The 12823-nt window shown below is 73.6% G+C and carries 13 protein-coding genes; 5 read left to right on the forward strand and 8 right to left on the reverse strand.

Annotated features, from left to right (window positions below; all coding sequences use genetic code 11):
* The first annotated feature begins 38 nt into the window (after positions 1 to 38).
* Entirely contained in the window at positions 39 to 629 is a 591-nt protein-coding gene (locus ND486_RS05360) for a TetR/AcrR family transcriptional regulator (protein ID WP_062399584.1), read from the forward strand.
* A 12-nt stretch (positions 630 to 641) separates the two neighbouring features.
* Here the strand turns inward: ND486_RS05360 and ND486_RS05365 are convergent, their stop codons facing one another.
* Positions 642 to 1052 (reverse strand): hypothetical protein, encoded by a 411-nt coding sequence (locus ND486_RS05365; protein WP_062399582.1) that lies wholly within the window; start codon positions 1050 to 1052, stop codon positions 642 to 644.
* 75 nt (positions 1053 to 1127) lie between these two features.
* Between ND486_RS05365 and ND486_RS05370 the strand changes: the two genes are divergently transcribed.
* Positions 1128 to 2966: a prolyl oligopeptidase family serine peptidase gene (locus ND486_RS05370; RefSeq protein ID WP_251783103.1), complete on the forward strand. Its 1839-nt coding sequence runs from the start codon at positions 1128 to 1130 to the stop codon at positions 2964 to 2966.
* Here the strand turns inward: ND486_RS05370 and arsC are convergent.
* A complete protein-coding gene (gene arsC / locus ND486_RS05375) occupies positions 2963 to 3307 on the reverse strand; it encodes an arsenate reductase (glutaredoxin) (protein WP_062399580.1) in 345 nt (114 codons plus the stop codon). The two genes, ND486_RS05370 and arsC, sit on opposite strands and share 4 nt — an antisense overlap.
* A 68-nt stretch (positions 3308 to 3375) precedes the next feature.
* Positions 3376 to 4833, reverse strand: coding sequence for a catalase (locus ND486_RS05380; protein ID WP_062399578.1), 1458 nt, complete (start codon positions 4831 to 4833; stop codon positions 3376 to 3378).
* A 192-nt stretch (positions 4834 to 5025) separates the two neighbouring features.
* Between ND486_RS05380 and ND486_RS05385 the strand changes: the two genes are divergently transcribed.
* Positions 5026 to 6219 (forward strand): MFS transporter, encoded by a 1194-nt coding sequence (locus ND486_RS05385; protein WP_208826276.1) that lies wholly within the window; start codon positions 5026 to 5028, stop codon positions 6217 to 6219.
* A 357-nt stretch (positions 6220 to 6576) separates the two neighbouring features.
* Positions 6577 to 7521, forward strand: a complete 945-nt coding sequence (locus ND486_RS05390; protein ID WP_251783104.1) for an endonuclease/exonuclease/phosphatase family protein — start codon at positions 6577 to 6579, stop codon at positions 7519 to 7521.
* A gap of 66 nt (positions 7522 to 7587) precedes the next feature.
* On the opposite strand, the gene ND486_RS05395 is transcribed toward ND486_RS05390, so the two are convergent.
* The 3 genes from ND486_RS05395 to ND486_RS05405 all read right to left on the reverse strand — a co-directional run bounded on the left by ND486_RS05395 (position 7588) and on the right by ND486_RS05405 (position 10689).
* On the reverse strand, positions 7588 to 8661 hold the full coding sequence (locus tag ND486_RS05395; protein WP_251783105.1) for an aspartate-semialdehyde dehydrogenase: 1074 nt from the start codon (positions 8659 to 8661) through the stop codon (positions 7588 to 7590).
* 6 nt (positions 8662 to 8667) lie between these two features.
* A complete protein-coding gene (locus ND486_RS05400) occupies positions 8668 to 9933 on the reverse strand; it encodes an aspartate kinase (protein ID WP_251783106.1) in 1266 nt (421 codons plus the stop codon).
* Between the two features lie 228 nt (positions 9934 to 10161).
* The gene (locus ND486_RS05405) at positions 10162 to 10689 is read right to left on the reverse strand and encodes a CGNR zinc finger domain-containing protein (RefSeq protein WP_224403805.1); all 528 of its coding nucleotides are present in this window, start codon (positions 10687 to 10689) and stop codon (positions 10162 to 10164) included.
* A 26-nt stretch (positions 10690 to 10715) separates the two neighbouring features.
* Between ND486_RS05405 and ND486_RS05410 the strand changes: the two genes are divergently transcribed.
* Positions 10716 to 10877, forward strand: a complete 162-nt coding sequence (locus tag ND486_RS05410; protein ID WP_251783107.1) for a hypothetical protein — start codon at positions 10716 to 10718, stop codon at positions 10875 to 10877.
* A 6-nt stretch (positions 10878 to 10883) separates the two neighbouring features.
* Here ND486_RS05410 and ND486_RS05415 read toward each other — a convergent pair whose 3' ends face one another.
* On the reverse strand, positions 10884 to 12281 hold the full coding sequence (locus ND486_RS05415; RefSeq protein ID WP_251783108.1) for an amidase: 1398 nt from the start codon (positions 12279 to 12281) through the stop codon (positions 10884 to 10886).
* A gap of 144 nt (positions 12282 to 12425) precedes the next feature.
* Positions 12426 to 12731 carry a hypothetical protein gene (locus ND486_RS05420; protein ID WP_073575761.1) on the reverse strand — a complete coding sequence of 102 codons (306 nt, stop codon included), beginning with the start codon at positions 12729 to 12731 and terminating at the stop codon, positions 12426 to 12428.
* Positions 12732 to 12823: the final 92 nt, after the last annotated feature.

Raw genomic sequence — 12823 nt, forward strand, 5'->3', positions numbered from 1 at the left:
GTACGGACGTCCGTGACGACCCGATAGGTTCCGCGACCATGGGACACCGCGAGGAGCTTCTGGACGGGGCCGCGCAGTGCCTCTACGAGAAGGGGTTCGGCCGCACGACCGCACGGGACGTGGTGGCCGCGTCCGGGACGAACCTGGCCTCCATCGGCTACCACTTCGGTTCGAAGGACGCCCTGCTCACCGAGGCCCTGCTGCGGGCGACGACGGCCTGGGGCGAGGAGCTCGACCGGGCGCTCGCCGAGCCCGCGGGCGGGACCACCGACCCGCAGCGCCGGGTCGAGGAGACCTGGAGCCGGGTGGTCGGCCTGTTCTCCACCCAGCGACGCCTGTGGGCCACCCACGTCGAGGCGCTCGCCCAGGCCGAGCGGCTGCCGGAGCTGCGCGCGAAGCTCGCCGAGGCCCAGCGGGAGGTCCGTGAGGGCCTGGCCCTGACCTTCCACACGCTGCCCGACGACCCGGCCGCCGCGGACCGCCGCGTACACGTGCTCGGTTCCGTCTACCAGGCGCTGCTCACCGGGCTCATGGTCCAGTGGATGCTCGACCCCGACACCGCGCCGTCCGGTGTGGACATCGCCGAGGGCCTGCGCGCCATCGCCGACCGGGCCGACGCCTTCGCCTGATCCCCCGGCGGGTCAGTGCCAGGGCTCGACCCGGCCGATGATCGTCCCGCCGCGGACCGCACCGGGCTCGGCCACCCGCACGGTGAACGTGCCCAGCGCGAGGAAGCGCAGGGTGACCGTGCCCCCGGCGCTGACGTCGACGGCGCGGCCCTGCTCCGGGACCAGCACCCGGCGCGCGACGTCGCTGCCGACGGTGAGCACCACCGTCGTCCCGCGGCGCACCCGCACCGTCGGGACGGCGGGCTCCGGATGCGTCGCGGAGTGGTCGAACCGGACCGCGGTGAGGCCGTGCGAGTCGGCCTGGGCGGTGACCGTCGGACCACTCACGACGGTGCCGGCGGTCGATCCGGCCGCACCGCAGCCCGCAGCGGCCGGGGAGAGGACGAGCACCCCGGCGAGCAGCAGCCGGGCCGGTCTCCGCATACCTCCATGCTGCCGGATGCGCGTCCGACGACCCCGCCCGGTGCACCCGTTCGTGGCGTTCGGCACGATCGAGGCGTGAGCCCGCACCCCAGCGCACCCGTTCCCCCGACGCTCTTCGACGACGAGCGCGAGCAGCGCTGGCGGTCCCGGTTCACCGCGGTGCGCATGTCGCGTCCCGGCTGGGCCCGCGACGCACCGGCCCGCTCGGTCTACGTGTCCAACGCGACCGGGACCTTCGAGATCCACGCCTGGGACCGCGACTCCGGGGAGCACCGCCAGGTCACCGACCGGCGCAACGGCACCACCTCGGCCGTGCTGCCGCCGGACGGCGGGCACGTCTGGTGGTTCGCCGACACCGACGGCGACGAGTTCGGCCACTGGGTCGCCCAGCCGTGGTCCTCCGCGGCGGGCACCGACACCGTGCCCGCCGTCCCCGGCGCCGGCGACGGCTACCCGGCGGGCCTGGAGATCGGCCGCCGGGTCACCGCGATCGGGGTGTCCACCGACGACGGCACGGTCCTGTCGGTGCACGAGCGCGGCTCCGGCACCGACGCCCGGGAGATCTACCGGCACACCGAGGACGCGGGCGTCGGCGCGCTGTCGGAGGACGAGACGCTGCTGGCGATCTCGCACTCCGAGCACGGCGACTCCCGCCACCCGTCGCTGCGGGTGCTCGACGTCGCCACCGGGGACACCGTCGCCGAGCTGCACGACGGGCCCGGCCGCGGCCTCGCCGCGCTGGAGTTCTCCCCCGTCGCGGGCGACCAGCGGCTGCTCGTCGGCCACGAGCGCCGCGGCCGCGACGAGCTGCTGGTCTGGGACCCGACCACCGGTGAGGTCACCGAGCTCGCGGTCGACCTGCCCGGCGAGCTGGTCGGCGGGTTCGTCCCGGACGCCTCCGCGCTGCTCCTCGCGCACACCCACGCCGCCCGCACCCGGCTGTTCCGCTACGTCCTGGCCTCCGGCGAGCTGACCGAGCTGCCCACCGCGCCCGGCTGCGTCGGGTCCGCCGAGGTCCGCGACGACGGCACCGTCGAGTACTCCGCGTCGTCGGCGGCCACCCCGTCGCAGATCCGGGCACTGCGCCCGGACGGCACCGACGACGTCCTGGTCGCCCCGCCCGGGGAGCGCCCGCCCGGCTCGGTCGCCGTGCGCGACGTGTGGACCGACGGACCCGGCGGCGCCGTGCACAGCCTCGTCGCCGAGGCGCCGCGCACCGCCGACGGCCCGGCCCCCGCGGTGTTCGTGCTGCACGGCGGCCCGCACGCCGCCGACGAGGACCGTTTCGACGCCGGCCGCGCCACCTGGGTGGAGGCCGGGTTCACCGTCGTCGAGGTCAACTACCGCGGCTCCACCGGCTACGGCTCGGCCTGGCGGGACGCGATCGAGGGCAGGCCGGGGCTGACCGAGCTGGAGGACGTCGCCGCCGTTCAGGACGCGCTGGTCGCCGACGGCACCGTCGACCCGGCCCGCTGCGTCGTCGACGGCTGGTCCTGGGGCGGGTACCTGTCGCTGCTCGCCGCCGGGACGCAGCCGCAGCGGTGGGCCGCGGCCGTCGCCGGGGTGCCGGTGGCCGACTACGTCGCCGCCTACGCCGACGAGATGGAGCAGCTGCGCGCGTTCGACCGGGCGCTGTTCGGCGGCTCCCCCGACGAGCTGCCCGACCTCTACCGGGAGGCCTCGCCACTGACCTACGTCGACGAGGTCCGCGTGCCGGTCCTCGTGCTGGCCGGGGAGAACGACCCGCGCTGCCCGATCCGGCAGATCGACAACTACCTGGACGCGCTGGCCGGACGCGGGGACGTGACCTACGAGGTCAGCCGGTTCGACGCCGGGCACGGCTCGCTGGTGGTGTCCGACCAGCTGGACCTGATCGCGACCGAGGTCGACTTCGTGCGGCGGGCGCTGGGCTAGTCGCCGAGCAGGCCCAGCACGTTCTCCGGCGGCCGGCCGACGACGGCCCGGTCGCCGTCGATCACCACGGGCCGCTCGATCAGCTTCGGCTCGGCGGCCAGCGCGTCGAGCAGGGTGTCCCGGTCGGCACCGGCGAGGCCCTGCTCCCGGAACGCGGGCTCGCCGGTGCGGGTGATCGCGAGCGGGTCCTCGGTGCCGAGCGCGGCCAGGGCCCGCTCCAGCTCGGCGCGGGTCGGCGGGTCGTCGAGGTAGCGCCGCACCGTCGGTCCGACGCCGCGGTCGGTCAGCAGCGCGAGGGCGGCGCGGCTCTTCGAGCAGCGCGGGTTGTGCCAGATCTCCACACCCCGAGCCTAGGACGCACGACGGCCCCGGGGGTGTCCCCGGGGCCGTCGTCCGGTTCGCGGAGCGGTCAGCCGCCGTCGCGGACGGCCTGCTCGATCCGGTCGCCGATGTTCTTGTCGACGTTGCGCCAGTACTCGAAGGCGCGCTGCAGGACGGGCTCGGTCACGCCGTCGAGCAGGTGCCCGGCGACGTTGCCGACGAACCGCTCGCGGGCGGCGTCGTCGAAGACCTCGCGGACCATGATCCCGGCCTGGCCCCAGTCGTCGTCGGACTCGCGCAGGGAGTACGCGCTGCGGACCATGTCGCCGTCGGCGTACCAGAGGGCCTCGGAGACCCGCTTCGGGTCGGCCGCCGGGCCGCCGTAGGAGTTCGGCGCGTAGATCGGGTCACGGGTGTTCGTGATCCGCATGGCGCCGTCCTTCTGGTAGTTGTTCACCTCGCTGCGGGGCGCGTTGACCGGGATCTGCTTGTAGTTGACGCCGAGCCGGGCGCGGTGGGCGTCGGCGTAGGAGAACCCGCGGGCGAGCAGCATCTTGTCCGGCGACAGCCCGGTGCCGGGCACCAGGTTGTTCGGCTCGAACGCGGCCTGCTCCATCTCGGCGTGGTAGTCCTCGACGTTCCGGTCCAGCGTCAGCTTCCCGACCTTGATCAGCGGGTAGTCGCTGTGCGGCCACACCTTGGTCAGGTCGAACGGATTGTACCGGTAGGTCTTGGCGTCGGCGAACGGCATGACCTGCACGTACAGCGTCCAGGACGGGTGGTTGCCCGCCTCGATCTCGTTGTAGAGGTCGGCCTGGTGGTAGTCGGGGTCCGAGCCGGCGAGGGTGTCGGCCTCGTCCTGGGTCAGGCACTCCACGCCCTGGTCGGACTTGAAGTGGTACTTCACCCAGACCATCTCGCCGGCCTCGTTGATCCAGCTGTAGGTGTGGCTGGAGTAGCCGTTCATCTGCCGCCAGGTCTTCGGGATGCCCCGGTCGCCCATGAGCCAGGTGACCTGGTGCGCCGACTCCGGCGACAGCGTCCAGAAGTCCCACTGCATGTCGTGGTCGCGCAGGTTGTTCGCGACGCGCCGCTTCTGGCTGCGGATGAAGTGCTGGAACTTCATGGGGTCGCGGACGAAGAAGACCGGCGTGTTGTTGCCGACCATGTCCCAGTTGCCCTCGGTCGTCCACAGCTTCAGCGAGAAGCCGCGCGGGTCGCGCCAGGTGTCGGGGCTGCCGCGCTCACCGGCGACGGTCGAGAAACGGATCACGCCACGGGACTCGACGCCCGGCTGGAGGAACGCGGCCTTGGTGTACTGCGAGACGTCCTCGGTGGTCTCGAACCGCGCGAACGCCCCACCGCCCTTCGCGTGCGGCTGACGCTCCGGGATGCGCTCCCGGTTGAAGTTCGCCATCTGCTCGATGAGGTAGTGGTCGTTGAGCAGGAGCGGGCCGTCGGGGCCGATGGTCAGCGAGTGCTCGTCGCTGGCGACCGGGCTGCCGGAGTCCGTGGTGGTGGGCTTGGGCTGGTGCGACGTGGTCACGGCCGAGCCTCCTCGTGCGCGTGGTGGGTGGGGCGGGCGGGGGGTGCCCCGCCGGGTCGACCGGGACGCTCCCGCGGCTGCGCGGCCGCGTCGCGGTCGGCGGTGTTCGGTCCCCAGGGACTTCCCGCAGGGTCCCGGCCGAAACCCGGAACCGGTGCGCGACGACGCCGGGGCGCGGGTCAGGATGGGGTCGTGCCCGACACCGCCGCCACCGCACCCCGCGCCGGCCCGGGTGCGTTCGCCGACGTGCTGCGCCTGCCCGGGGTCGGCGCGATCACCGCGATCGGCATGGCCGCCCGCATCCCCGCGACGGCCGTCGGCGTCACCCTGACCCTGCACACCGTCACCACGCTCGGCTACGGCTTCGGCGCCGCCGGGCTCGTCGCCGCCGCGGTCCCCACCGGCATGGCGATCGGCGCCCCGCTGCTCGGCACGATGGTCGACCGGCACGGGCTGCGCCCGGTCCTGGCGCTGACGATGACGGCGGGCCTGCTGTTCTGGTCGGTGGCACCGCTGCTGGGCTATGCCGGTCTGCTCGGCGCCGCCTTCGTCGCCGGCATCCTGACCCTCCCGGTGTTCTCGCTGGTCCGGCAGGTCATCGCGGCCGCCGTCCCGGCCGGACGACGCCGTCCCGCGTTCGCGCTGGACTCGATGACGGTCGAGATCTCCTACATGACCGGGCCCGCCGTCGGGTCGCTGCTGACGGTGTGGCTGGGCTCGGCGACGACGATGCGCGTGATCGGCGCCGGGTTCGTGCTGGCCGGGGTCGCGCTGTGGCGGCTCGACCCACCGGTCCGCGCCGACGGCGACGGGGCCGCCCGCACCGGCCCCCGCCCGCCGCTGCGCAGCTGGCTGACCCGGCCGCTGGTCGGCGCGCTGCTGGCGGTGACCGCCGCGGTGATCGCGATCATGGGCACCGAGTTCGCGTTCATCGCCGCCCTCACCTCCTCCGGGCAGGCGTGGGCGATCGCGCTGGTCAACGCCGTGTGGTGCCTGGCGTCGCTGGTCGGCGGGTTCCTCTACGGCAGCGCCCGCCGCGGCCTCCCCCTGCCGCTGCTGCTCGCCGCGCTCGGGCTGGCGACGCTCCCGGCGGCGCTGGCCTGGTCGTGGTGGAGCCTGCTGTTCCTGCTGCTCCCCGCGGGTCTGGCGACCGCGGCGACGCTCGCGGCGGGCAGCGCCGCGATCGGCGACCTCGCCCCGGACCGGGTGCGTGGCCTGGTCACCGGCCTGCAGGGCTCCGCGACGACGCTCGGCATCGCCATCGCGACCCCGCTGGCGGGGGTACTGGTCGACACGGCCTCCCCCGGCGTGGCGATGCTGGCCTGCGGGTCGGTCGCGGTCGTCGCCGCCGGGGTGGCGGCGCCGCTGCTGCGCGCCCGAGCCTGACCGGCCGGGGCTGCACACGGGCGGCGGAGTCACCGAGATGCACCTCAGCGGGAATTGTGGATCTTCCAGGCCCGCTGAGCTGCATCTCGGCGATCCCGCTGCCGCCGAGATGCACCTCGGGGTCGTCCAGATCGCTTCGCCGGTGCCCTGAGCTGCACCTCGACGTGCGAGCGGTCGACGAGCGGTCGCGCAAGTCGGACGCTGAGAGCGCCCACAGACGATCGGCGCAGGGCACCGTCCGGATGCGGCGGGCAGGTGTGCCCCTCGGGCAGACTGGATCGAGTGAGCGCACCGCCCCACCCCGACTCCGAGACCCAGCCCATCCCGAGTGGGCGGCCCCGTCGTCGGGGAGGTCGGGTGCGCTGGGGGTTCGCGCTGTTCCTCGGTGCCGCCGCCGCGCTCGCGACGCTGCCCGACCTCGTCGGTCTCGACGCCCACTCCCCGTTCGCGCAGGTCATCGCCTTCCGGCCGTTGATGGTCGCCGCGCTCGGCGTGCTGGTGGTGGTCGGCCTGCTGATCACCCTGGCCGCCCGCCGGTTCTGGCCGGTGCCGGTCGTCCTCGCGCTGGTCGCGCTGGTCGGCGCCGCGATGGTGCTCCCCCGCACCGTGGCAGGCCCCGCACCCACCGGCGGGACCCCGCTGAAGGTGCTGGCGCTCAACGTCTACGAGGGCAACGCCGACACGCAGTCGCTCGCCGCCCTCGTCGCCGCGGAGAACCCCGACGTCGTCTCGATCCCGGAGGCGGGCGGCCGCTACGAGAGCGAGATCGCGCCGCTGCTGGAGCCGCTGGGCTACCGGACGGCGTCCAGCGTCGACCGCTGGGACCGCGACGTCACCGGCAACACCGTGGCCTGGTCGGACCGGCTCGGCGACGTCCGCACCCGGATCGGCAAGGACGTCCGCTTCGACTACATCGAGATCACCGGCGGCGGCCTGGGGAACCTGCGCTTCGTCGCGTTCCACTCCGTCGCCCCGGTCCCGCGCTCGGTCGGGCAGTGGCGCTCGGACCTGGAGACCGTCGCGAAGTGGTGCTCCGGGACGAGCCCGGCGATCGTCGCCGGCGACTTCAACGCGAGCCTCGACCACTCGGTCTTCCGCAACGCGATCCAGGGCTGCGGCGACGCCGGCTCGCAGACCGGCAACGGGCTGGCCGGCACCTGGCCGACCTGGGCGCCGTCGTGGCTGGGGCCGCAGATCGACCACATCGTCTACAACGGCGGGATCGCCGCCGAGTCCTTCGGGACGCGGTCGGTCCCCGGCACCGACCACCGCGCGATCGTGGCGACGCTGCGCCTGCCGTAGACCCGCCCACGACGACGGCCGCCGCCCCGGGCTCCGGGGCGGCGGCCGTCGTCGGTGCGGAGGAGGTCAGCCGGCCGCGGCGACCGTCTCCGCCACCTCGTAGGTGTTCAGGGCGGCACCCTTGCGCAGGTTGTCCCCGCACACGAACAGCTCCAGGGTGTTCGGGAAGTCCAGCGACTGCCGGATCCGGCCCACCACGGTCGGGTCCCCGCCGACGGCGTCGGCCGGGGTCGGCCACTCACCCGCGGCCGGGTCGTCCTTGACGACGATCGTCGGCTGCGCGCCGAGAACCTTGCGGGCGGCGTCCACCGAGACCTCCGAGGAGAAGGTCGCGTGGATCGCCAGCGCGTGCGTGGTGACGACCGGGACGCGCACGCAGGTCGCGGAGACCTTGAGCTCCGGGATCCCGAGGATCTTGCGGGACTCGTTGCGGACCTTCAGCTCCTCCGACGACCAGCCGTCGTCCTTGAGGGAGCCGGCCCACGGCACGACGTTAAGCACCAGCGGAGCCGGGAACGGCGAGTCGCCGCCGACCGGGATGCCGGCCTCGGTCAGGACGGCCGCGACGTCGCCGGCGGCCTTCCCGAGGTCCTTGCCGGCGACCGCGGACAGCTCGGCCTGCAGCTGGTCGATGCCGGGCTGGCCGGCACCCGACGCGGCCTGGTACGACGACACGACCAGCGCCTCGAGCCCGAACTCGCGGTGCAGCGCACCCATCGCCGCCATCATCGACAGCGTCGTGCAGTTCGGGTTGGCGATGATCCCCTTGGGCCGCTCGGTCACCTTCTCCGGGTTGACCTCGGGCACGACGAGCGGGACCTCGGGGTCCATCCGGAACGCGCCGGAGTTGTCGACGGCGATCGCGCCGCGGGAGGCGGCGATCGGCGCCCACTCGGCGGAGACCTCGTCGGGCACGTCGAACATCGCGATGTCGACGCCGTCGAAGACCTCGGGCTTCAGCTCCAGGACGGTGATGTCCTGGCCGCGGACCGTCAGCACCTTGCCGGCGCTGCGGGCCGAGGCGATCAGGCGGATCTCGCCCCACGGCACCGACTCGCGGGAGTCGATGATCTCGATCATGGTGGTGCCGACGGCACCGGTCGCGCCGACCAGCGCGAGAACGGGTGAGTCCATGGCCATGTCAGCTCACCGGCCCGTTCCGGCGGCGACCACCGCGTCGTCCTCGGCGCCGAGCTCGAACGCCTCGTGCAGCGCCTGCACCGCGTCGTCGAGCTGGTCGGAGCGGCAGATCACCGAGATCCGGATCTCCGAGGTGTTCATGGTCTCGATGTTGATCCCGGCGTCGGAGAGCGCCTCGCAGAACTTCGCAGTGACGCCGGGGTGGTTGCGCATGCCCGCGCCGACCAGGGACACCTTGCCGATGTCGTTGTCGTAGATCAGCTCGGCGAACCCGATCTCGCCCTTCGCGCGCTCCAGCGCCGCGACGGCGGTGTCACCGTCGGTGCGGGGCAGCGAGAAGGTGATGTCGGTCTTCTTGTCCGACACGTTGGAGATGTTCTGCAGCACCATGTCGATGTTGATCTCCGCGTCGGCGACCGTGCGGAAGATCTTCGCCGCCATGCCGGGGGTGTCCGGCACCCCGGTGACGGTGATCTTGCCCTCGGACCGGTCGTGGGCGACGCCGGTGATGATCGGATTCTCCAACGGGATCTCCTCGATCGAGCCGGAGACCAGGGTGCCCGGCTTGTCGTTGTAGGAACTGCGCACCCGCAGCGGGACGCCGTAGCGGCGGGCGTACTCGACGGCGCGCAGGTGCAGCACCTTGGCGCCGGACGCGGCGAGCTCGAGCATCTCCTCGTAGGTCACCGTCTCGAGCAGGCTCGCCTTGGAGACGATCCGCGGGTCGGCGGTGTAGACGCCGTCGACGTCGGAGTAGATCTCGCAGACGTCGGCGTTCAGTGCGGCCGCGAGTGCGACGGCGGTGGTGTCCGAGCCGCCGCGGCCCAGCGTGGTGATGTCGCGGGAGTCCGCGCTCATGCCCTGGAAGCCGGCGACGAGCACGATGTGCCCCTCGTCGAGGGCCTCACGCAGGCGCCACGGGTTCACCTCGGTGATGCGGGCGTCACCGTGCTTCGAGGTGGTGAGCATGCCCGCCTGCGAGCCGGTGAACGACCGGGCCTCCGCGCCGAGGGCGTGGATCGCCATCGCGACGAGTGCGTTCGAGATCCGCTCACCGGAGGTGAGCAGCATGTCCATCTCCCGCAGCGGGGGCTTCGGGGAGATCTGCTCGGCGAGATCGGTCAGCTCGTCGGTGGTGTCCCCCATGGCGGACACGACGACGACGACATCGTGGCCCTCCTTGCGGGTACGGACGATGCGCTCGGCGACCTTCTTGATCCGCTCCGCGTTCTCGACCGACGAACCGCCGTACTTCTGCACGACGAGGGCCACGCCGACCTCCAATCCTGGCTCCGCGGTGGGAGCCGTCGGGTGCTCTCTCTTCGACCGCCGGGATGCGCAGGTGACGCATCGGCGGCGTTGGTCGGAACGGAACAGTACCGGCGAGCGCCGTCCGTTTTCAGGATCTGGACGGTCACCGATGACCCAGACCACACGGGCTCGCCCGCGGACCCCCCGCTCGGGTATGTGCGCGCCGCCGCTCGGCTCCGGACCGGGGGCTCAGGCCCGGGCGGGCTGCTGCCTGCCGCGGTGCCGACGGACCGCGTCGGTGTTGCCGCAGCGTGCGCTGCAGTACCGCTGCCTGCCGTTGCGGGAGACGTCGGCGTAGACGCGGGCGCAGCCCTCGGCGGCGCACCGGCCGAGCCGGTCCATCCCCCGGGTCGCCAGATGGGTGGCGGTGCCGGTCGCGAGCAGGGCGCGCAGCACACCGGCCAGGCCCAGACCGTCGTCGCGGTGGTGCAGGTGCCAGTGGCCGTCGTGGTCGGTGAGGCGTGGCGGCCCGGTCGACTCGGCGAGCAGGGCGTTGAGCAGCCGTGCCCGCTCCGCCCCCGGCTCGGCGTCGACGACCCCCTCCCACCGGCGCAGGAAGTCGAGCACCGTCGGCAGGTCGGCGCCGACCGGGTCCCAGTCGCGCGTCACCCCGGCGGCGAGACAGCGCGCGACGAGCTCCCCGGTCGACGACGGCGGCGCGTTCACCAGGTCGGCGGCGAGGAGCACCGGATCACGGCCGTAAGGGTTGATGTGCACTGACCCATTACAGCAACGTCGTCGTCGTGAGTACACCCCTGGACCACGAGTGGGAGACGACGTCGCGGCACCGCACCTCCGACGGCGTCGTGAGCTACCAGCGCTGCCGGTGCGGGGCGTGGCGGATCCGGCTACGCCCGGCCCGGACGGGCGGACCGCGGACCCTCGCCCCGGCCGAGCGCGGGTAGGCCCATTCAGGCGGCGGGACGCGCCAGGCGCTCGACGGCCGCGGCGATCTCCAGCAGGGCGCGGTCGGCGCCGTGGCGCGCGACGAGCTGGACCCCGACCGGGAGCCCGTCGGGGGTCCGGCCGAAGGGCACCGAGACGGCAGGGCAGCCGGTCACGGTGATCAGGTACGCCGAGCGCATCCAGTCCAGGTAGGAGGCCATCGGGACGCCGTCCACGGTGGCCGGGAACTCCTGGTCGGCCGGGAACGGCGGCACCTGCGACACCGGCAGCACCAGCACGTCGTGCTCGGTGAAGAACTCCCGCATCCGCTGGGCGAGCGTCGTGCGGCGCTGGTACGCGACGGCGACGTCAGCGCCGGTCAGCGCCTCGCCGGCCCGGATGTTCGCGGCCAGCGAGGCCTTGAACTCCTGCGGGTGCACGGCGAGCTGCATGCCGAACCGGGCCTGGAAGTGCCAGGCGCGCAGGGTGCGGAAGCACTCGTCGGCGCCGGTCAGGTCGGGCGCGGTGCCCGACACCGCCGCCCCGGCGCCGGCCAGTGCGTCACCGGCCGCCTCGACGACCGCGGCGACGGAGCGGTCCACGGTGAACGCACCACCGAGGTCGGCCGACAGCGCCACGCGCAGCCCGGCGAGCGGGACCGGGCGCAGCGGCGGGGCGAAGGTCTCCCCCGGGTCGCCCAGTGCGTGCGGGGCGCGCGGGTCCGGACCGGCGAGCACCGACAGCAGCAGCGCGGCGTCGTCGGCGGTGCGGGCCATCGGCCCCCCGGTCGACGTGGTCTCCCACATGTTCGACGACGGCCACTCCGGCACCCGTCCCCACGAGGGCCGCAGCCCCACGACCCCGCAGAACGACGCCGGGTTGCGCAGCGAACCGCCCATGTCCGAGCCCTCGGCCAGCGGGACCATCCCGGCCGCCAGCGCGCACGCCGCGCCGCCGGACGACCCACCCGCGGACCGCGTCGGGTCGTGCGGGTTGACCGTGGTGCCGAAGACGCGGTTGAACGTGTGCGAACCGGCCGCGAACTCCGGCACGTTGGTCTTGCCGATCGGCACCACACCGGCGGCCCGGATCCGCTCGACGATCAGGTCGTCGGTGTCGGGGACGTGGTCGGCGAACAGCGGCGAGCCGTAGGTCGTCCGCCACCCCGCGACGGCGTGGGTGTCCTTGAACGCGAACGGCAGCCCGTGCAGCGGCCCGACGGGCGCACCGGAGGCCAGCCGCTCGTCGGCGGCGGCGGCACCCGCCCGCGCGCGCTCCACGTCGAGGGAGACGACCGCGTTGAGCTCGGGGTTGCGGGCCTCGATCCGGGCCAGGTGCAGGTCCATCAGCTCGCGGGCCGAGATCTCCCGGGCGCGCAGCGCCGCGACCTGCTCGCGGGCGGTCGAGGCGACCGTGACGGTCACCGCGACCGCACCCGGACGGCCCCGACGCCGGTGGGTCGGGTAGTGCTCATGGGTGGTGCTCCTCCGGGCCGGACGGGTCCGGCGTCGCGGCGCCGGTACGTCCCGGCATCCTGCCACCGCACCCGCGCCCGGCGAGGGCACGTGTCAGACCCGGCGCAGCAGCCGCACGACCACCGTGGTGATGATCAGCCACAGGATCGCGGCGACCCCGTAGTTCAGCGTGACGGCCATCTTCGGCTGGGACGGGGTGAACAGGTCACCGAGACCGAGGTTCAGCTGGGCCGCCCAGGAGGACACGAACTCGGTGAGGAAGTTCGCCGGATTGGCGTCGAGCAGGGTCAGCACGATGTGCGCGACCAGGATGGCCACGATCACCAGACCCACGATCCGCACGATCGTCGCGATGATGCCCATGCCCTGCCGCACGGTCGTACCCACGGTTGCCGCCATCACAAACCCCTTCGTCACGGACGGCGTCATGGTTGCACCGCCGCACCCTCACTGCCCTTCCAACGAGGGGAAACGCCGCTGGTTGTGATCAC

The organism is Pseudonocardia sp. DR1-2 (assembly GCF_023717215.1).
In the GTDB taxonomy this organism is placed as follows: Bacteria; Actinomycetota; Actinomycetes; order Mycobacteriales; family Pseudonocardiaceae; genus Pseudonocardia; species Pseudonocardia alni.

Bases quoted from the DNA above. Each gene is read 5' to 3' on its own strand.
- ND486_RS05420 (WP_073575761.1), bottom strand. From the start codon at position 12,731: ATGGCGGCAACCGTGGGTACGACCGTGCGGCAGGGCATGGGCATCATC.
- ND486_RS05365 (WP_062399582.1), bottom strand. From the start codon at position 1,052: ATGCGGAGACCGGCCCGGCTGCTGCTCGCCGGGGTGCTCGTCCTCTCC.
- ND486_RS05395 (WP_251783105.1), bottom strand. From the start codon at position 8,661: ATGGCCATGGACTCACCCGTTCTCGCGCTGGTCGGCGCGACCGGTGCC.
- ND486_RS05360 (WP_062399584.1), top strand. From the start codon at position 39: ATGGGACACCGCGAGGAGCTTCTGGACGGGGCCGCGCAGTGCCTCTAC.